The following is an 18,220-nucleotide window of genomic DNA, read 5'->3' on the forward strand; positions in this document are numbered from 1 at the left end:
GGCCGGGATCGGCCTCGGCCGCGGACTCCACCGCGGCCGCGGCGATCGTGACCAGGTGGCCGACGGTGGTACCGAGCGCGCGCGGGGCACCGCCCGGAGTGGAGCCGAGCGGGACCCAGACCGTGCGGTCCGGGATCGAGTCGGTGACCTCCAGCGGCAGGGTCAGCGATCCGGCCGGGCCGGTCAGCCGCAGGGCCCCGGCCGCCTCCGCACCGATCTCCTTGGCCGTCTCCGCCGAGATCCGGGCCACCGCCCGGTGCCGGGTGCCCGCCAGATGCGGATCCCCCTGCTGCAGCGCGCCGTTGTCCAGCAGCAGGCGCCAACCCGCCAGCACCGCCTGGCCGGCGGCCGGCCGGGGCAGCGGGCCGGGGTGGGCCGCCGGGTCGGCCGTGCGGTCGCCCTCCCAGGGGGCGAAGCGGTCCAGCTCCAGCCGGGCCGCCCGGACGTCCGGCAGTCCCAGCCGCCCGCCCAACGCGTCCGCCAGCATGCTCAGCACCCGCAGGTCCGGCTGGAGGTGACGGCCCATCTGCTGGTCCGGCTTGAGCGCGGCCTCGAACATCCGCACCCGGCCCTCCCAGTCCAGGAAGGTGCCGGCCTTCTCCGCCGCCGCAGCCACCGGCAGCACCACGTCGGCGCGCGCCGTCACCGCCGAGGGCCGCAGCTCCAGCGACACCAGGAACGGCACCGCCGCCAGCGCCTCGTCGGCCAGCCCGGGGTCCGGCAGGTCGTCCGGATCCACGCCGCCGACCAGCAGCGCGTCCAGCTCTCCGGCCACGACCGCCGCCAGGATCCCGTCGGTGTCCCGGCCCGGCCGGGACGGCAGCTCGGCCCCGCCCCACAGCTCGGCCGCCTCCGCCCGGGCCGCCGCGGCGGCCACCGGACGGCCGCCGGGCAGCAGGCCCGGCAGCGCGCCCGCCTCCACGGCCCCGCGCTCACCGGCCCGGCGCGGCACCCAGGCGAGCCTGGCGCCGGTCGCGTGCGCCAGGCGCAGCACCGCCGTCGGCCCGCCCGGGACCGCGGCCAGCCGCTCGCCCACCAGGATCACCGCACCCGGGGCGCGCAGCAGTTCCGCCGCCCGGCCCGCGTCGTCGTTCAGCGGCTCGTCCGCCGCCAGCGCCGCGAACCACTCCGGCTCGGTGCCGGGGGCGGCCGGCAGCAGCGCGCCGCGCAGCTTCGCCAGGCCCCGGGAACCGAACGCGGCCACCGAGAACACCTTCAGGCCCGTCGCCCTGGTCGCCTTGCGCAACCGCAGGAAGACGATCGGCGACTCCTCCTCCGGCTCGAAGCCCGCCAGCAGCACCGCCGGCGCCCGGTCGAGGTCCTCGTACGCCACGCCGGCGCCGTTCACGTCGACGCCCCGCCCGGCCACCGCCGCGGCCAGGAAGTCCGCCTCCTCACTGCTGTGCGGGCGGGCCCGGAAGTCCACGTCGTTGGTACCAAGCACCACCCGCGCGAACTTCCCGTACGCGTAGGCGTCCTCGACCGTCACCCGGCCGCCGGCCAGCACCCCGGTCCGGGCCCCGCGCAGCCCGTCGGCCGCCCGGGCCAGCGCCTCCGGCCAGGAGACCGGCACCAGCTCGCCGTCCACCCGCACCAGCGGGGTGGTCAGCCGGTCGCGCTGCTGGGCGTAGCGGAAGGCGAAGCGGCCCTTGTCGCAGTTCCACTCCTCGTTCACCGCCGGGTCCTCACCCGCCAGCCGGCGCAGCACCTTGCCGCGCCGGTGGTCGGTGCGCTGCGCGCAGCCCGAGGCGCAGTGCTCGCACACGCTCGGCGAGGAGACCAGGTCGAAGGGACGCGAGCGGAACCGGTACGCCGCCGAGGTCAGCGCGCCCACCGGGCAGATCTGGATGGTGTTCCCGGAGAAGTACGACTCGAAGTCGTCGCCCTCGCCGGTGCCGACCTGCTGCAGTGCCCCGCGCTCCACCAGGTCGATGAACGGGTCCCCGGCGATCTGCTGCGAGAAGCGGGTGCAGCGCGCGCACAGCACGCAGCGCTCGCGGTCCAGCAGCACCTGGCTGCTGATCGGCACCGGCTTCTCGTAGGTGCGCTTCATCCCCTCGAAGCGGGAGTCGGCGGCGCCGCTGGTCATCGCCTGGTTCTGCAGCGGGCACTCGCCGCCCTTGTCGCAGACCGGGCAGTCCAGCGGGTGGTTGATCAGCAGCAGCTCCATCACGCCGCGCTGGGCCTTCTCGGCCACCGGCGAGCTGAGCTGGGTGCGCACCACCATGCCCTCGGCCACCGGAACGGTGCAGGAGGCGACCGGCTTGCGCTGGCCCTCGATCTCGACGATGCACTGGCGGCAGGCGCCGGCCGGATCGAGCAGCGGGTGGTCGCAGAAGCGCGGGATCTGGGTGCCGATGGTCTCGGCGGCCCGGATCACCAACGTTCCCTTGGGGACCCGCACTTCAACGCCGTCGATGGTGAGCGTGACCAGTTCGACCGCGGTCTCGGAGGCGGTTGGCTCTGTGATCGTCACGCGTGCACCTCCCTTTCGGTGGCGGACTGGTGGCCGGGGCGGGGGCCGTCGGCCCAGACGGTGGAGGCGGCCGGGTCGAACGGGCAGCGGCGCTCGGCCAGGTGCTGCTCGTACTCGGCCCGGAAGTGCTGGAGCGAGGAGACGATCGGGCTGGCCGCGCCGTCGCCCAGGGCGCAGAAGGACTTGCCGTTGATGTTGTCGGCGATGTCGAGGAGCTTCTCCAGGTCCCCGTCGACGCCCTCGCCCGCCTCGATCCGCTGGAGCAGCTGGACCAGCCAGTAGGTGCCCTCGCGGCAGGGGGTGCACTTGCCGCAGGACTCGTGGGCGTAGAACTCCGTCCAGCGGGTGACGGCCCGCACCACGCAGGTGGTCTCGTCGAAGACCTGGAGCGCCTTGGTGCCGAGCATCGAGCCGGCCGCGCCGACGCCCTCGTAGTCCAGCGGGACATCGAGGTGCTCGTCGGTGAACATCGGGGTGGAGGAGCCCCCCGGGGTCCAGAACTTCAGCCGGTGCCCGGGGCGGATGCCGCCGCTGAGGTCGAGCAGCTGGCGCAGCGTGATGCCGAGCGGGGCCTCGTACTGGCCGGGGTTGGTGACGTGGCCGGAGAGCGAGTAGAGCGTGAAGCCGGGGGACTTCTCGGTGCCCAGGGCCTTGAACCACTCCTTGCCGCGGGACAGGATCGGCGGCACCGAGGCGATCGACTCGACGTTGTTGACCACCGTCGGGCAGGCGTACAGGCCGGCGATCGCCGGGAACGGGGGCCGCAGCCTCGGCTGGCCGCGGCGGCCCTCCAGCGAGTCCAGCAGCGCCGTCTCCTCGCCGCAGATGTAGGCGCCGGCGCCGGCGTGCACGGTGATGTCGAGGTCGGTCCCCGAGCCGAGGATGTTCCGGCCCAGCAGCCCGGCCCCGTACGCCTCGGCGACGGCCGCGTGCAGCCGGCGCAGCACCGGGACGACCTCGCCGCGCAGGTAGATGAAGGCGTGGTCGCAGCGGATCGCGTAGGAGGCGATGATCATGCCCTCGATCAGCACGTGCGGGTTGGCGAACAGCAGCGGGATGTCCTTGCAGGTGCCCGGCTCGGACTCGTCCGCGTTGACCACCAGGTAGTGCGGCTTGCCGTCGTTCTGCGGGATGAACTGCCACTTCATGCCGGTCGGGAAGCCGGCGCCGCCGCGGCCGCGCAGGCCGGCCTCCTTGACCAGGGCGATCACGTCGTCCGGCGGCATGGCGAGGGCCGCCTTGAGGCCCTCGTAGCCGTGGTGGCGGCGGTAGGTGTCGAGCGTCCAGGGGCGGCTGTCGTCCCAGGAGTCGGACAGGACCGGGGTGAGCAGCTTCTCGGCCGGCTCGGCGGAGGTCATCACGCTTCGCTCCCTTCCTGGCCCTTGCCAGCCTGGCCGTTGTTCGTCTGGCCGTTGCTTGTCTGGGGGTTGCTTGCCTGGCCGTTGTTCGCCGGGCCGTTGCTTGCCTGGCCGTTGCCCTCGTGGCGGGGGGACGCGGGGCGGGGCGAGACCACCTTGGTGCCGGCGGTGCCGGGCAGCGCCTCGCCGCGGGCCAGCCGCAGACCGGCCAGGGACGGCGCGCCGCCAGCCCCGGACTCGTCGTTGGCGCCCGGGCGCTCGTCCGGGAAGCCGGCCAGGATCCGGGCGGTCTCTTTGAAGCCGCACAGCCGGGCACCGCGGGTCGGCCGGACCTCACGGCCGGCGCGCAGGTCGTCGACCAGCTGCCGGGCGCTCTCCGGGGTCTGGTTGTCGAAGAACTCCCAGTTGACCATCACCACGGGCGCGTAGTCGCAGGCCGCGTTGCACTCGATGTGCTCGATCGAAACCTCGCCGTCCTCGGTGGTCTCGTTGTTGCGGACACCCAGGTGCTCCTGGAGCTCGGCGAAGATCTGGTCGCCGCCGAGCACCGCGCACAGGGTGTTGGTGCAGACCCCGACGTGGTACTTCCCGGCCGGGCGGCGCCGGTACATGGTGTAGAAGGTCGCGACCGCGGTGACCTCGGCGGTGGTGAGGTCCAGCTGTTCGGCGCAGAAGCGGATCCCGGTCGGGCTGACGAAGCCCTCCTCGGCCTGCACCAGGTGCAGAAGCGGCAGCAGCGCCGAGCGGGGCTGCGGGTAGCGGGCGATCAGCTCGGCGGCGTCGGCGGCCAGCCTGGCGTACACCTCCTCGGGGTACGGTGCGGCCGGCAGTGCCGGCAGTCCGAGTTCGACGTTGGTCACCGGTCCACGCCTCCCATCACCGGGTCGATCCCGGCCACCGCGACGATCACGTCGGCCACCTGGCCGCCCTCGCACATCGCCGCCATCGTCTGCAGATTGGTGAACGACGGATCCCGGAAATGGACCCGGTACGGGCGCGTCCCGCCGTCGCTGACCACGTGCACGCCCAGCTCGCCCTTGGGCGACTCGACCGCCACGTACGCCTGGCCGACCGGGACCCGGAAGCCCTCGGTGACCAGCTTGAAGTGGTGGATCAGGGCCTCCATCGAGGTGCCCATGATCTTGCGGATGTGGTCGAGGGAGTTGCCCAGCCCGTCCGGGCCGACGGCCAGTTGGGCGGGCCAGGCGATCTTCTTGTCGGCCACCATGACCGGGCCCGGACGCAGCCGGTCCAGGCACTGCTCGACGATCCGCAGCGACTGCTTCATCTCCTCCAGGCGGATCAGGAAGCGGCCGTAGGAGTCGGCGCTGTCGGCGATCGCGACCTCGAAGTCGTAGTCCTGGTAGCCGCAGTACGGGTCGGTCTTGCGCAGGTCGTGCGGCAGGCCGGTGGCGCGCAGGATCGGGCCGGTGGCACCGAGGGCCAGACAGCCGGGCAGGTCCAGGAAGCCGACGTCGACCAGGCGGGCCTTGAACACCGGGTTGCCGGTGGCGAGTTTGTCGTACTCGTGCATCCGGGAGCGGAAGACCTTGACCGCCTCGCGGATCTGGTCGACGGCGCCGGGCGGCAGGTCCTGGGCGAGGCCGCCGGGGCGCACGTACGCGTGGTTCATGCGCAGACCGGTGACCAGCTCGAAGACGTCCAGGATCAGCTCGCGGTCCCGGAAGCCGTAGATCATCAGGGTGGTGGAGCCGATCTCCATGCCGCCGGTGGCCAGGCAGACCAGGTGCGAGGCGATCCGGTTGAGCTCCATCATCATCACGCGGATGACGTTGGCGCGGTCCGGGACGTCGTCGGTGATGCCGAGCAGCTTCTCGACCGCCAGGCAGTAGGCGGTCTCGTTGAACAGCGGGGTCAGGTAGTCCATGCGGGTCACGAAGGTGGTGCCCTGGACCCAGCTGCGGAACTCCATGTTCTTCTCGATGCCGGTGTGGAGGTAGCCGATGCCGCAGCGGGCCTCCTTCACCGTCTCGCCGTCGATCTCCAGGATCAGCCGCAGCACGCCGTGGGTGGACGGGTGCTGGGGGCCCATGTTGACGATGATGCGCTCGTCGTCGGCCCGGCCGACCGCCTCGACCACCTCGCCCCAGTCACCGCCGGTGACGGTGAAGACCCGGCCCTCGGTGGTATCGCGGGCGTCCGCTTCCTCGGTCTCTCCAAAGTGCTGGGTGTTCATCAGCTGTACGACCTCCGCTGGTCGGGAGCCGGGATCTGGGCGCCCTTGTACTCGACGGGGATGCCGCCGAGCGGGTAGTCCTTGCGCTGCGGGTGGCCCAGCCAGTCGTCCGGCATCATGATCCGGGTGAGCGCGGGGTGGCCCTCGAAGACCAGGCCGAAGAAGTCGTAGGCCTCGCGCTCGTGCCAGTCGTTGGTCGGGTAGACGCTCACCACGGAGGGGATGCGCGGGTCGGCGTCGGGTGCGGTGACCTCCAGCCGGATCAGCCGGCCGTGGGTGATCGAGCGCAGGTGGTAGACCGCGTGCAGCTCGCGGCCCTTGTCGCCGGGGTAGTGCACGCCGCTCACGCCCAGACACAGTTCGAAGCGCAGCGCCGGGTCGTCGCGGAGGATGCGGGCGGTCCCCAGCAGGTGGTCGCGGTCGATGTGGAAGGTGAGCTCGCCGCGGTCGACCACAGTCCTCTCGATCACCTCGACCGGGTCCAGGCCCTGCTCCTCCAGGGCGCCCTCCAGCTCGTCGGCGACCTCGTCGAACCAGCCGCCGTACGGGCGTTCACTCGGACCGGGCAGCACGATCGGGGTGGCCAGACCGCCGAAGCCGGAGGTGTCGCCGCTGCCCTTGGCACCGAACATGCCCTGGCGGCGGCCGACCACCTCGACCGGGATCTCGCGGACCGGCTGCTCGCGGCGGGTCTCGGGTACCTGGTCGTTCATCGCAGCTGCCCCCGCATCTCGCTGATCGGGGTGGCCTTCAGGGCGAGCGCCTCACCGAGCTCCTCGGCCCGGCGCCTGTTCACGCCCAGCGGCTCGTGCTGGATCTTGTCGTGCAGCTTCAGGATGGCGTCCATCAGCATCTCCGGACGGGGCGGACAGCCGGGCAGGTAGATGTCCACCGGGACGATGTGGTCGACGCCCTGGACGATCGCGTAGTTGTTGAACATCCCGCCGGACGAGGCGCAGACACCCATCGAGATGACCCACTTGGGGTTGGGCATCTGGTCGTACACCTGGCGCAGCACCGGGGCCATCTTCTGGCTCACCCGCCCCGCCACGATCATCAGATCGGCCTGCCGGGGGGAACCCCGGAAGACCTCCATGCCGAACCGGGCCAGGTCGTAGCGGCCCGCCCCGGTGGTCATCATCTCGATCGCGCAGCAGGCCAGACCGAAGGTGGCCGGGAAGAGTGACGCCTTGCGCACCCAGCCGGCGGCCGTCTCCACCGTCGTGAGCAGAAAGCCGCTCGGCAGCTTCTCCTCGATTCCCATCAGATCCCTCTCAATGCCCTCGAGTCCGCTGATACGTGGGCCGGTTCTGGCTTGTCCGCTCGTTCACAAGCGGACGCGCAGCCGGCGGACGGGTGGGGTCACCACCCCGCGCTCGGACCACCCCGCGCTCAGTCCCACTCCAGGCCGCCGCGCCGCCACACGTAGGCGTACGCGACGAAGACGGTGGCGATGAACAGGAGCATCTCGACCAGCCCGAAGATCCCCAGGGCGTCGAAGGTCACCGCCCAGGGGTAGAGGAAGACGATCTCGATGTCGAAGACGATGAAGAGCATCGCCGTCAGGTAGTACTTGATCGGGAACCGACCGCCGCCCACGGGCTGCGGTGTCGGCTCGATGCCGCACTCGTACGCCTCCAACTTGGCCCGGTTGTAGCGCTTGGGGCCGGTGAGTGAGGCCATCACGACGGAGCCGACCGCGAACGCCGCCGCGATGGCACCGAGTACGAGGATCGGCGCGTAGGCATTCATAGCCCCCGCTCCCTCCGTCCAGTCGTCCTTGACTGCAGATCGGAACCGGCGGGTCACACAGAGGTGAACCCGCGTTCCAGTTCCCGAGATCCACCTCATGTGAGGCAGTTCACAAAGCCTGGAACGAGCGCATCCTATGCCCGTCGGCTTGTGATCTGCGACACGCAGTTCACGGTCACCTTTGTGATCTACGACACTCTTCGAATGGGGTCGAATATGAACATGCCCAGATTTGTCGACGCAAAGCAGTCAAATGATCACAAGCAGTCGCATTTACTTGTGAAGCGGCAGGTCAGGGGCGTGTTCCTATATCAACTATGCATCGGCCTGAGCAAATTTCCAGGCGCCATGTTGACGTGTTATAGAGGCTCACTCGCAGGGGTGGCGGGGGTCCGAACGCTCGCTTGACCCTTCGTTCACAAGCGCGCGATCTTGTCGTTGCACGGGGTTCCCCTGCCGCTCCCCCAGCCGCCCGATTCCTCCACCGGGCACCTCCACGTGCCGCCTCCGTGCCGCCTCCGTGCCGCCTCCGTGCCGCCTCGGACAGGCCCGCCTCGGCCCGGCATTTCGAGCGGGCCTGGGCGGCTACTGGCGGCCGGCCGCCTGCTCCCAGATCCAGGCCGCGATGCCCACCCGGTTACGGGCTCCGATCTTGCGCTGGATGTTGGCGAGGTGGTTCTTCACCGTCCCCGGCGAGATGAACAGCCCCGCGCCGATCTCGGCGTTGGTCGCGCCGTCTGCCACCAGCTCGGCGATCTCCCTTTCCCTCGTGGTCAGTTCCTCCGTCGGGCCGGCTGTCGACTGGGGAGCCGACGCGGCCGCCTTGGCGCCGCCCCGCCCGGGCACCGGCTCCGCACCCGGGAGTGCCATGTGCCGCAGGAACCGGACGGTGATCTGCGGGCTGATCAACGCGTCCCCCGCCATCGCCGCCCGGACCGCCTCGATCAGCAGCACCGGCCCCGACCGCTTCAGCAGGAATCCGGCCGCCCCGTGCCGCAGTGCCGTGTGCACGTACTCGTCCAGGTCGAAGGTGGTCACCACGATCACCTTGCACTGGTCGGCCAACTGCCGTGTGACCTCCAGGCCGTCGACCTTCGGCATCCGGATGTCCGCGAGCACCACATCCGGCCGCAGCCTCCTGGCCTCCTGCACCGCTGCGGCACCGTCCGCCGCCTCCGCCACCACCACCATGTCCGGCTGGACGTCCAGGATCATCCGGAACGCACTGCGCACATCCGCCTGGTCGTCCGCGATCAGGATCCGAATCGGCCCCGTGCCACTACCCATTTCCGTACCTCCCCGCTACCTGTCCCGCCTCGGCTCCTACGGACCCGTCGGCCCCGCACCGGCCTCCTCCAGTGGCAGCACCGCCGTCACCCGCCAGGCCTCCCGCTCGTGCGGACCGGCTTCCAGCGAACCTCCGAGGGCCTCGACCCGGGCCGCCAAGCCCGGCAGGCCGCTGCCGCCGCCCCGGCGCGGCCGCCCTGCCGGGCCCGGGGCCCGACCGTCGTTGGTCACCGTCAGCTCCAGCCGTCCGCCGCTACGGCGGGCCCGGATCTCGATCTCCCGCGCGGCCGGAGCATGCCGCCGGACATTGGTCAGGGACTCGACCACGATCCGGTGGACGGTGCCCTCCACCTCGCGCGGCACCGGCTCCTCCGGCAGCTCCAGGCGGACCCCGGCTCCACCCGTCGCGGTGAACCGCTCCGCCACCTCGGCGAGTTCGGCGAGTCCGGCCTGCGGACCGCGACCTCCGCCCTCCTCGCTGCGCAGCAGCTGTACCGTCCGGTCCAGCGAGGCCAGCGCCCGCTGCCCGGCCTGCTCTATTCGCTGGAACATCTCGGCCGCCCGGGCCGGATCGATCCCGGCCAGGTAGGCCCCCGCCTGGGCCTGGGCGACCATGCCGCTGACATCGTGCGCCACGAAGTCGTGCAGGTCGTGGGCCAGCTCCAGCCGCTGCGCCCGCCTGGCCTCGGCCACCGCCTTGTTGCGCACCTCGTCCAGGCCCCGCAGGTAGAGCCCGATCAGCACGGCCGGCAGGGAGAGCATCGATCCGAACCCGAAGAGCGTGAGCGTGTCCGCGGGCCCCTCGATGAACACGAACCGGGACGGCCAGAGGGCGACCGCTCCGCAGGCCGCCCAGGCGGCCGCCGCACACCACGGGCCGTCCTCGGCGCGCAGGCCGACGACCACCGACAGCAGCAGGACGGCCAGCTCCACCAGGCCCAGCAGCCCGGCCCAGCGCTGCCCCTCCGCCCAGCGGCCGAGGAACCAGACGGCGACCGTGACCGCGACCGACGCCGCCCCGAGCGCCATGGTCACGGCCGCCGCCCCGTACCGCCGCCGCACCGACCGGACGAACGGCACCAGGACCAGGACGACCCCGGACAGGATCTGAGTCACCGTCACCACCTCCCTCGACTCCTCGACTGCCGTCACATTACGACGCCGCCCATGCGTCGCGCCTGTGCCGATCGGCATATTTCAGAGGCGGGTTGAGCAGGAGGAACAGCCCGATCGGCATCTGCCGCCAACCCCTGGCGGGGCTCCAGTCTTGAGTCGTCGCACCGGCCACAGAGGCCGGAGCCGAAGGGAGTCCACCACCATGTCGAAGCTCGTGATCAACGCCCGCGGCACCGCCTCCCGGGCCGCGGCGGCCGCCCCGGACGTCCCGCCCGCACCGCGCTGGGCCCGGCTCGCCGCCAAGGCCGCCGTCCTGACCACCGTCCCCTCGGGGCTGTGGCGGATCGCCTTCGGCTTCGGCGTCCCGGTCGGCTTCAGCGGCGCGACGCTCGCCGCGTACGCCGAGCACCAGCCGGGCTGGGGCACGCTCTACTGCGTGGCGCTGAGCGCCCTGACCGAGTCGCTGGCCTTCCTGACCCTGGGCCTGGTCCGGCCCTGGGGGCTGGTGGCGCCCCGGTGGATACCGCTGCTGGGCGGCCGTCGGGTCCGACCACTGGCCGCGATCGTCCCGGCGTTGCTGGGCTCGGTGATCCTCACCTCCCTCGGTACGAGGGCACTGCTCGGCGGCTGGGCCCGCAACCTGGCCGAGCCGGATTCTCCGCACGGTCTCGCCGGCGTGGTGATGACGCTCGCCTACCTGCCCCTGGTCGCCTGGGGCCCGCTGCTCGGTGCGGTCACCCTCGACTACGCCCGCCGGACGCTGTGGCGGCACCGGTGACGACGGCGGCCGGTCACACCTGGGCCGGCTCCGCGCTCGGCCCCACCGCATCCCTCCCGCTCGCGCCCTCGCCCTCGTCCTCGTTCCGGATCAGGGCCGGCGCGGGGGCCGTGCGCCGACCCCACTCCGTCGCGACCAGCACCAGGGCTCCACCGAGCAGGGCGAGCGGGCCCATCCGGTTCCCGGCCAGGGTGATCCCGAAGACGGCAGCCCACAACGGCTCGGTGCCGAGCAACAGGCTCACCCGCGAGGGCGACGTGGCCCGCACGGCCCACATCTGGACGAAGAAGGCGAACAGAGTGCAGAACAAGGACAGATGCAGCAGCCAGGCCCACTGGCCGGCCCCATACGAACGGGCGACCGTCCACGGCGCAGGGCCGACCGACAGTGCGACGGCGGAGAACACGCCGGTGGCCACGGCGAGTTGGACCCAGGTGACGGCGAGCATGTCGGTGTCGCGGACGGCTCGGGTGCGGGCCATCGCGAGGACGTACGCCGAGCGGACGAGGGCGGCGCCCAGCACCAACAGATCTCCGGGCGTCGGAGGACGCAGCCCGCCGTCTCCGGTGAGCAGGGCGACACCGAGGACGGCCAGCCCGGCGGCCGCGAGAAAGGCCTTCGGTGGTGCGGTCCGGCCGAGGGCGCTCTCGCCGAGCGGGGTGAGCACCATGGCGAGGCTGATGATCAGTCCGGCGTTGGTCGCGGAGGTGTGCACGGCTCCGTAGGTCTCCAGCAGGAAGATCCCGCTGAGCACCAGCCCCAGTGCGGCACCGCCGAGCCACTCGGCACGACTCAGCCTCCGCAGGGCACGCCAGGCGACCACCCCGAGCAGCGGCAGCACCAGCCCGAACCGCAGCACGAGCATCGCCACGACCGTCCCGGGCTCGGCCACGCGCTGGACGGCGAGGAAGCTCGATCCCCACACCACGGCCACGAGCAGGACCGGAAGATCACGAAGGACCGACGAGGACGAACCCTCGGGCAGGTCGGACAAGGAGGCTGACATGCGAAAGATCCCTCCGAACGGACGGAACCGGCGGGCGCGAGTACCGTACGGCGTCGGACGGACCCAAAAGCCGGGCGGAGGGCCCGGCGGTGGACGAGGTGGAGCGTGGAGCAAAGGTGCGTCATCCTCGCGCACCGGACCGCCGGTGATCAATGCCCCGCGCGGGCACCGATGGGTCGGGCGACGAGCAGGTGGCCGCGGCGGGCGGGCAGACCCTGCTCATAATGCAACTTGAGTCGTATTACGATGAGCATGGCGCGACCGTCACGCCATAGCAATCCCCGACGCGACCGGAGTCGACTTTGACTGAGGCCACCCACCCCGCGCCGGAACCCCGCACCCCCACCCCGCGCCCGGGCGGCCGCAGCGCCCGGATCCGGGCGGAGGTGGTCGCCGCGACGCTCGCCGAAGTCACCGAGAAGGGGTACGACGACCTCACCGTCGAGGCGGTCGCCACCCGCTCCGGCGCCCACAAGGCGACCCTCTACCGACGCTGGGGCGGAGTGGACGGCCTGGTCGCCGACGCCCTGACAGCCTCCGCCGACCAGCCCTGGCCCCTGCCCGACACCGGAGACCTCCAGCAGGACCTCCGCCGGATCACCCAGGAAGTGTTCAGCGTCTTCACCGACCCGGAGCTCGGCCCCACACCGATAGCGCTGATCTCCGCCGCCCAGCGCTCGGACGCCGGCTCGGCCGCCCTCCGCGCCTTCTTCGCGACGCGGCACCGCCAGGCCGCCGAGGTGGCCGAACGGGCCGTCGCCCGGGGCGAGCTCCCCACGGGGACGGACGGCGCCGAGGTGGTCCGGGCCGCCACCGCGCCGCTCTACTACCGCCTGTTCGTCTCCGGCGAGCCCCTGGACGCCCGCACCGCCGAGCGGGCCGCCGACGCCGCGGCCCTGGCCGCGCGCGCCGGGCTCTTCACCACCACCGCGACCACCACGACCACCGCGGAACAGAACTGACAAACCATCATGTCACTGCCGCCCGAGGAGCCACGGCCGCCCCAACCTCTACCGCATCCCCATCCGGCCGTGGATGATGCACCCATGACAACCCCGCCGTCCACCACTCCCCGGAAGGTCCGTCACGTGAAGCGCACGCACTGGGCGCTGGTCGCCGCCGCCACCGTCCTCCCGCTCGTGGCGAGCACCGGCACCGCCGTCGCGGACGCCCCCGCGACCGGCACCCCCGCCGCCGGCTGCACCTACACACCGGCCGTCCCGGCCGACAACTTCAAGGGCATCCCGGTGTTCGACGCCAAGAAGGCGGCGAAGCCCTACCACGCGACACTGCGGACCAGCCAGGGCCAGATCACCTTCGAGGCGCTGACCGACAAGGCGCCCTGCACCACCTTCTCGTTCCGGTTCCTCGCCGAGCACGACTACTTCGACCGCAGCCACTGCCACCGCCTCACCACCCAGCGGATCTACGTCCTCCAGTGCGGCGACCCGACCGGCACGGGCAGCGGCGGTCCGGGCTACTCCTTCCCGGACGAGAACCTGACCGGCGCCACCTACCCGGCCGGAACCGTGGCCATGGCCAACGCCGGCCCGAACACCAACGGCAGCCAGTTCTTCTTCGTCTGGAAGGACACCAAGCTCTCCCCCGCCTACACGCCCTTCGGCCGGATCACCGCCGGACTGGACGTGCTCCAGAAGATCGCCGCCGGCGGCGAGGACGACCAGAACAACCCGGGCGACGGCTTCCCCACGCTCCCGGTGAACATCCGCAACGTGAAGATCAGCGCCCGCTGACCGGGCGGGCCGGCCAGCCCCGGCCCGCCACCCGCCGTCCTCCGCTCCCGTACGGTGGCAGCACCAACGACACCGCAACGGGAGCAGGAGCAGCACCGCATGGACAGCCGGATCTGGGAGAGCGTCGACCACCTGGTCGCGTGGCTGGACGAGCAGAGCACGCAGTCGCCCCAGGAGGAGCGACTGCTGCGGATCCTCAAGCTCTCCGAGGAGATCGGCGAGGTCGGTGCGGCGGTGGTCGGTGCCACCGGCCAGAACCCGCGCAAGGGGGTCACCCACACTTGGGAGGACGTCCAGCACGAGCTCTGCGACGTCGTCTTCTCCGCCCTCGTCGCCCTGAGGACCCTCACCCCCGACGCGGCCCGGGTCTTCGCCGAGCGCCTCGCCTACGTCGAACAGCGCTCCACCGCCTCCCGGCGGGCGCCGGAGGAGCCCCCGGCGGCCGACGAGGCATAGGCGACGCCCCCGTCAGGGACGCGGCACGCCGTCCCCCGGATCAGGCGTTCGGCGCGACCCTGGCGAGGCCGTTGATCACGCGGTCCATCGCGTCGCCGCCCTGCGGGTCGGTGAGGTTCGCGAGCAGCTTGAGGGTGAAGCGCATCAGCATCGGGTGGGTGAGGCCGCGCTGGGTGGCGATCTGCATCACCTTGGGGTTGCCGATGAGCTTCACGAAGGCGCGGCCCAGCGTGTAGTAGCCGCCGTACACGTCCTTGAGGATGCGCGGGTAGGCCTGGAGGGCGCGCTCGCGGCCGCCGTCGGTGACCCGGGCGAGGGCCTGCACGATGACCCCGGCGGCGATCTGGCCGGATTCCATCGCGTAGGCGATGCCCTCGCCGTTGAAGGGGTTGACCATGCCGCCCGCGTCGCCGACCAGCAGCAGGCCGCGGGTGTAGTGCGGCTGCCGGTTGAAGGCCATCGGCAGTGCGGCGCCGCGGATCGGCTCGGTCATGTTCTCGGGGGTGTAGCCCCACTCCTCCGGCATGCCGGCGCACCAGGCCTTGAGCACCTCGCGCCAGTCCAGCTCGCCGAAGGCCGGCGAGGAGTTGAGGATGCCGAGGCCGACGTTGGAGGTGCCGTCGCCCATGCCGAAGACCCAGCCGTACCCGGGCAGCAGCTTGCGCTCGCTGCCGCGGGTGTCCCACAGCTCCAGCCAGGACTCCAGGTAGTCGTCGTCGTGGCGCGGCGAGGTGAAGTAGGTGCGGTAGGCGACGCCCATCGGGCGGTCCTCGCGCCGGTGCAGGCCCATGGCGAGGGAGAGCCGGGTGGAGTTGCCGTCGGCGGCGACCACCAGCGGGGCCCGGAAGGTGACCGGCCGCTTCTCGTCGCCGAGCTTGGCGGTGACGCCGACGATCCGGCCGGTGCGCTCGTCCAGGACCGGCCCGCTGACGTTGCAGCGCTCGTAGAGCCGCGCTCCGGCCTTCTCGGCCTGACGGGCCAGCAGCTCGTCGAAGTCGGCGCGCTTGCGCACCAGGCCGTAGTCGGGGAAGGAGGACAGCTCGGGCCAGTCCAGCTCCAGCCGGACACCGCCGCCGATGATGCGCAGGCCCTTGTTGTGCAGCCAGCCGTTCTCGGTGGAGACGTCGATGCCCATGTCCACCAGTTGCTTGGTGGCACGCGGGGTCAGGCCGTCGCCGCACACCTTCTCGCGCGGGAAGGCGGTCTTCTCCAGCAGCAGCACGTCCAGCCCGGCCTGGGCCAGGTAGTACGCGGTGGTGGAGCCGGCCGGGCCCGCGCCGACCACGATGACGTCGGCCGTGCTCTCCACGGGGCTGTCCGGCTTCGTCAGATCGGCTGCGGTCTCGGACACGTGGACACACTCCTGGAACTGCGGCTGGGGGACGGCGGCTCTGTCTCCGGCAGTCTAGTTCCGCTCACGTCACCGGATGCGCCCCCGCCCCCGACCGTCGGCCCCGGGCCGCGGCCCCGCGCCGTACCGATCGAGCCGCGGCGCCCGGCCCCGGCCGAGCCCGGCTACGCGATCTTGTAGGCCCGGTGCAGCGCGACGATCCCACCGGTCAGGTTCCGCCAGGCGACCTTCGACCAGCCGTTGTCCTGGAGCCTGGTGGCCAGGCCCGGCTGGTCCGGCCAGGCCCGGATGGACTCGGCGAGGTAGACGTACGCGTCCGGGTTGCTGCTGACGGCGGTGGCCACCGGCGGCAGCGCGCGCATCAGGTACTCGGTGTAGACCGTCCGGAACGGCGTCCAGGTCGGGGTGGAGAACTCGCAGATCACCAGCTTGCCGCCGGGCTTGGTGACCCGCAGCATCTCGCGCAGCCCCGCGTCGGTGTCCTGGACGTTGCGCAGCGCGAAGGAGATCGTCACCGAGTCGAAGGTGTCGTCCGCGAACGGCAGCCGGGTGGCGTCGCCGGCGGTGAGCGCCAGCTCGGGGTGGCGGCGCTTGCCCTCGGCGAGCATGCCGACCGAGAAGTCGCACGGGACGACCTCGGCCCCGGCCTCGGCGAAGGGCAGTGAGGAGGTGCCGGTGCCGGCCCCGAGGTCGAGCACGAGGTCCCCCGGCCCGGCGGCCACCGTCTCGGCCACCGCCCGGCGCCAGGCGCGGGCCTGGCCGAGGGAGAGCACGTCGTTGGTGCGGTCGTACTTGGCCGCGACGTCGTCGAACATGGCGGCGACTTCGTGCGGCTGCTTGTCCAGAGAGGCTCGGGTCACGCCCCCCATTGTTCACCCTCGCACGGACGCCCCGACCAACGGGGCACACCGACCCCGGAGCCGACCCGGAGCCGACCCCGGCCGAACCCCGGCCCGCGCCCGACGTCGAGCAGCCGCCCGCCGGTACCGGGCTCGGCCCACCCGTACCGGGCACGGCCGGTCAGTGCTGAGCGCGCCGCCCGCCCGCGCGGCGCCGCCGACGCGACCGCTTGCCGTGCGTTATCGCGGGCATCCCGTCCGCCAGCGCCCCCGTCGCCAGTGCGAGGTTGGCGGCCAGCTTCCCCTGCCCGCCGCGGAGCGCGAGGGCCTTGTGATGCCGTCGGATGCGCAGCACGCAGATCACGAAGAGCACGACGGCCACCGGCACGCTGAACCGGGCCAGGCCCACGCCGACGGGCTGCGGGTAGGTGTCGCCGCAGATCCGCACCGCGCCCGGGTCGTCGGCGGCGTGCTCCAGGCAGATCCTGTCGCCGAGCTTGGCGCTGTCCGAGAGCGGCAGCGCGGCCGCGGTGTGCGGCTCCCCGCCGGCCCGGTAGCTGACGGCGCTGTAGGTGCCGCCGCCGGTCGGGAGCTGGGTGACGACCCCCTCGACTCTCACCGGGTGCGCCTCGATCCGGTCGGCCTGGTCGGCCTGGCGCCAACCGAGCAGGCACATGCCGACGGCCAGCACGGCGCTGAGCACGGCGGCGAGGTACCAACCACGGCCCATCCGCGGGGTGCGCGGCGGGGGAACGGTCGCGGTTTGCATGGTTCCTGTCCTGGCTTGCCTTCGGGGCCGGGGACACGGCCCCGCCGCCCGCGGGCGCGGGCAGTGGTGTGGTGAGGGTACGGAGTGAGCTGTCCGGGATCGTATCCGCTGGCGGGCCCTCAGGTCACGATGAAGGGACAATCACTCTCCGGCACCGGCACCGGAGTTCGGGTGCACACGAAGGAAGTCCCGTTCGCCACAAGGAAATCCGGCTACTGACGAGTACGTCACACCCGCCGTGACGACCGTCTCACCGTCGGCGGTACACCAACCGCCCGCCCAGCACCGTGGCCAGGCACCCACCCGCCGCCGGCTCCGCGCCCGACACGGCTTCCGCGCCCCCGCCCCCGCCCCCTGCGACCGCGAACACCGCGAAGTCCGCCCTCCGCCCGGCCGCCACCCGCCCGTACACGGCCTCCGCGAGCGGCAGGACGGCCAGCGGGTCCAGCGGCCCCGCGCCCACGTCGCCCGGCCCTCCTGACGCACCAGCAGGACCGGCCGGACCGGCAGAACCAGTAGGACCAGTAGGACCTGCAGAAGCAGCAGGACCGGCGGAAGCGGGCGCCCCGGGCAGTCCCACGACCCCCGACCGCGCCACCGCCGTCCGCACCGAAGTCCGCTCGAAGGGCCCGGCCACCGCCGTCACCCCGTACCCGAGCATCCGCTGCAGTCCCCGCCGTGCGCTGGCCCCGCACCGCGCCTCGTCCGTGGACCCGGCCAGCCCGTCCGCCACCGGCTCGACGCCGACCTCCTCCCGGGGATCGGGGTGGTACGCCCGTTCCAGCAGCCGGTGTCCGTACGGATTGCGCAGCCCGGGGGTGAGCACGGCCGCACCCCAGTCCCGTACCCGCGCGCCCGGGTGGGCGGCCGCCAGCTCCCCGTACGGCCCGACCGCCTCCACCAGCTCGCCACGCACCACCACCGCCCCGTCGGCGATGGACGGGGCGGTGGGGTCGGCCGGATCGGGCAGCACGAACGCCGCCCGGTGCAGAGTCAGCACAACAGCGCCTTCGACTTCGACAGCAACGCCGGCGGCAATGCCAACGCCGGCGGAAACGGCAACGGCAACGGCAACGGCAAC

At 72.3% G+C, this 18,220-nt stretch carries 17 protein-coding genes and 1 pseudogene; 4 read left to right on the plus strand and 14 right to left on the minus strand.

Going from position 1 to position 18,220, the window contains the following annotated elements:
* Positions 1-13: 13 nt before the first annotated feature.
* The 9 genes and pseudogenes from ACWGJO_RS10480 to ACWGJO_RS10520 all read right to left on the minus strand — a co-directional run.
* Positions 14-2,476 (minus strand): annotated as a pseudogene (locus ACWGJO_RS10480) (NADH-quinone oxidoreductase subunit G); the annotation flags it as partial.
* Entirely contained in the window at positions 2,473-3,834 is a 1,362-nt protein-coding gene (gene nuoF / locus ACWGJO_RS10485) for an NADH-quinone oxidoreductase subunit NuoF (protein ID WP_452183059.1), read from the minus strand. The gene nuoF and the pseudogene ACWGJO_RS10480, both read right to left, overlap by 4 nt.
* The gene (gene nuoE / locus ACWGJO_RS10490) at positions 3,834-4,694 is read right to left on the minus strand and encodes an NADH-quinone oxidoreductase subunit NuoE (protein ID WP_452183060.1); all 861 of its coding nucleotides are present in this window, start codon (positions 4,692-4,694) and stop codon (positions 3,834-3,836) included. Before nuoE ends, nuoF begins: the two co-directional genes overlap by 1 nt.
* Entirely contained in the window at positions 4,691-6,031 is a 1,341-nt protein-coding gene (locus tag ACWGJO_RS10495; RefSeq protein WP_359902258.1) for an NADH-quinone oxidoreductase subunit D, read from the minus strand. Before ACWGJO_RS10495 ends, nuoE begins: the two co-directional genes overlap by 4 nt.
* The gene (locus ACWGJO_RS10500; RefSeq protein WP_452183061.1) at positions 6,031-6,744 is read right to left on the minus strand and encodes an NADH-quinone oxidoreductase subunit C; all 714 of its coding nucleotides are present in this window, start codon (positions 6,742-6,744) and stop codon (positions 6,031-6,033) included. Before ACWGJO_RS10500 ends, ACWGJO_RS10495 begins: the two co-directional genes overlap by 1 nt.
* The gene (locus tag ACWGJO_RS10505) at positions 6,741-7,295 is read right to left on the minus strand and encodes a NuoB/complex I 20 kDa subunit family protein (protein ID WP_074005520.1); all 555 of its coding nucleotides are present in this window, start codon (positions 7,293-7,295) and stop codon (positions 6,741-6,743) included. Before ACWGJO_RS10505 ends, ACWGJO_RS10500 begins: the two co-directional genes overlap by 4 nt.
* A gap of 128 nt (positions 7,296-7,423) precedes the next feature.
* A complete protein-coding gene (locus ACWGJO_RS10510; RefSeq protein WP_030060100.1) occupies positions 7,424-7,783 on the minus strand; it encodes an NADH-quinone oxidoreductase subunit A in 360 nt (119 codons plus the stop codon).
* A 585-nt stretch (positions 7,784-8,368) separates the two neighbouring features.
* Positions 8,369-9,070: a response regulator gene (locus ACWGJO_RS10515; protein ID WP_452183062.1), complete on the minus strand. Its 702-nt coding sequence runs from the start codon at positions 9,068-9,070 to the stop codon at positions 8,369-8,371.
* Between the two features lie 36 nt (positions 9,071-9,106).
* Positions 9,107-10,186 carry a sensor histidine kinase gene (locus tag ACWGJO_RS10520; RefSeq protein ID WP_452183063.1) on the minus strand — a complete coding sequence of 360 codons (1,080 nt, stop codon included), beginning with the start codon at positions 10,184-10,186 and terminating at the stop codon, positions 9,107-9,109.
* 202 nt (positions 10,187-10,388) lie between these two features.
* Here ACWGJO_RS10520 and ACWGJO_RS10525 point away from each other — a divergent pair, with 202 nt between their 5' ends.
* On the plus strand, positions 10,389-10,964 hold the full coding sequence (locus tag ACWGJO_RS10525; RefSeq protein ID WP_452183064.1) for a hypothetical protein: 576 nt from the start codon (positions 10,389-10,391) through the stop codon (positions 10,962-10,964).
* 13 nt (positions 10,965-10,977) lie between these two features.
* Here the strand turns inward: ACWGJO_RS10525 and ACWGJO_RS10530 are convergent, their stop codons facing one another.
* Positions 10,978-11,970 carry a DMT family transporter gene (locus ACWGJO_RS10530; protein WP_452183065.1) on the minus strand — a complete coding sequence of 331 codons (993 nt, stop codon included), beginning with the start codon at positions 11,968-11,970 and terminating at the stop codon, positions 10,978-10,980.
* Between the two features lie 302 nt (positions 11,971-12,272).
* On the opposite strand from ACWGJO_RS10530, the gene ACWGJO_RS10535 reads away from it, so the two are divergent.
* The 3 genes from ACWGJO_RS10535 (at position 12,273) to ACWGJO_RS10545 (ending at position 14,180) form a co-directional block, all read left to right on the plus strand.
* On the plus strand, positions 12,273-12,932 hold the full coding sequence (locus ACWGJO_RS10535) for a TetR/AcrR family transcriptional regulator (protein ID WP_452183066.1): 660 nt from the start codon (positions 12,273-12,275) through the stop codon (positions 12,930-12,932).
* Positions 12,933-13,058: 126 nt separating this feature from the next.
* The gene (locus tag ACWGJO_RS10540; protein ID WP_452183067.1) at positions 13,059-13,724 is read left to right on the plus strand and encodes a peptidylprolyl isomerase; all 666 of its coding nucleotides are present in this window, start codon (positions 13,059-13,061) and stop codon (positions 13,722-13,724) included.
* A 99-nt stretch (positions 13,725-13,823) separates the two neighbouring features.
* On the plus strand, positions 13,824-14,180 hold the full coding sequence (locus ACWGJO_RS10545) for a MazG-like family protein (RefSeq protein WP_452183068.1): 357 nt from the start codon (positions 13,824-13,826) through the stop codon (positions 14,178-14,180).
* 40 nt (positions 14,181-14,220) lie between these two features.
* On the opposite strand, the gene ACWGJO_RS10550 is transcribed toward ACWGJO_RS10545, so the two are convergent.
* The 4 genes from ACWGJO_RS10550 to ACWGJO_RS10565 all read right to left on the minus strand — a co-directional run bounded on the left by ACWGJO_RS10550 (position 14,221) and on the right by ACWGJO_RS10565 (position 18,139).
* Positions 14,221-15,531, minus strand: a complete 1,311-nt coding sequence (locus tag ACWGJO_RS10550) for a geranylgeranyl reductase family protein (RefSeq protein WP_359902234.1) — start codon at positions 15,529-15,531, stop codon at positions 14,221-14,223.
* Positions 15,532-15,695: 164 nt separating this feature from the next.
* Positions 15,696-16,391, minus strand: coding sequence for a demethylmenaquinone methyltransferase (locus ACWGJO_RS10555; RefSeq protein ID WP_359902232.1), 696 nt, complete (start codon positions 16,389-16,391; stop codon positions 15,696-15,698).
* 160 nt (positions 16,392-16,551) lie between these two features.
* The gene (locus ACWGJO_RS10560; RefSeq protein ID WP_359902229.1) at positions 16,552-17,139 is read right to left on the minus strand and encodes a hypothetical protein; all 588 of its coding nucleotides are present in this window, start codon (positions 17,137-17,139) and stop codon (positions 16,552-16,554) included.
* 250 nt (positions 17,140-17,389) lie between these two features.
* Complete coding sequence (locus ACWGJO_RS10565; protein WP_452183070.1) at positions 17,390-18,139, minus strand: amidohydrolase family protein; 750 nt, start codon at positions 18,137-18,139, stop codon at positions 17,390-17,392.
* Between the last annotated feature and the right edge of the window lie 81 nt (positions 18,140-18,220).

The organism is Kitasatospora sp. NPDC054795 (assembly GCF_053611565.1).

Bases quoted from the DNA above. Each gene is read 5' to 3' on its own strand.
- nuoF (WP_452183059.1), bottom strand. From the start codon at position 3,834: ATGACCTCCGCCGAGCCGGCCGAGAAGCTGCTCACCCCGGTCCTGTCC.
- ACWGJO_RS10495 (WP_359902258.1), bottom strand. From the start codon at position 6,031: ATGAACACCCAGCACTTTGGAGAGACCGAGGAAGCGGACGCCCGCGAT.
- ACWGJO_RS10500 (WP_452183061.1), bottom strand. From the start codon at position 6,744: ATGAACGACCAGGTACCCGAGACCCGCCGCGAGCAGCCGGTCCGCGAG.
- ACWGJO_RS10505 (WP_074005520.1), bottom strand. From the start codon at position 7,295: ATGGGAATCGAGGAGAAGCTGCCGAGCGGCTTTCTGCTCACGACGGTG.
- ACWGJO_RS10510 (WP_030060100.1), bottom strand. From the start codon at position 7,783: ATGAATGCCTACGCGCCGATCCTCGTACTCGGTGCCATCGCGGCGGCG.
- ACWGJO_RS10515 (WP_452183062.1), bottom strand. From the start codon at position 9,070: ATGGGTAGTGGCACGGGGCCGATTCGGATCCTGATCGCGGACGACCAG.
- ACWGJO_RS10525 (WP_452183064.1), top strand. From the start codon at position 10,389: ATGTCGAAGCTCGTGATCAACGCCCGCGGCACCGCCTCCCGGGCCGCG.
- ACWGJO_RS10530 (WP_452183065.1), bottom strand. From the start codon at position 11,970: ATGTCAGCCTCCTTGTCCGACCTGCCCGAGGGTTCGTCCTCGTCGGTC.
- ACWGJO_RS10545 (WP_452183068.1), top strand. From the start codon at position 13,824: ATGGACAGCCGGATCTGGGAGAGCGTCGACCACCTGGTCGCGTGGCTG.
- ACWGJO_RS10560 (WP_359902229.1), bottom strand. From the start codon at position 17,139: ATGCAAACCGCGACCGTTCCCCCGCCGCGCACCCCGCGGATGGGCCGT.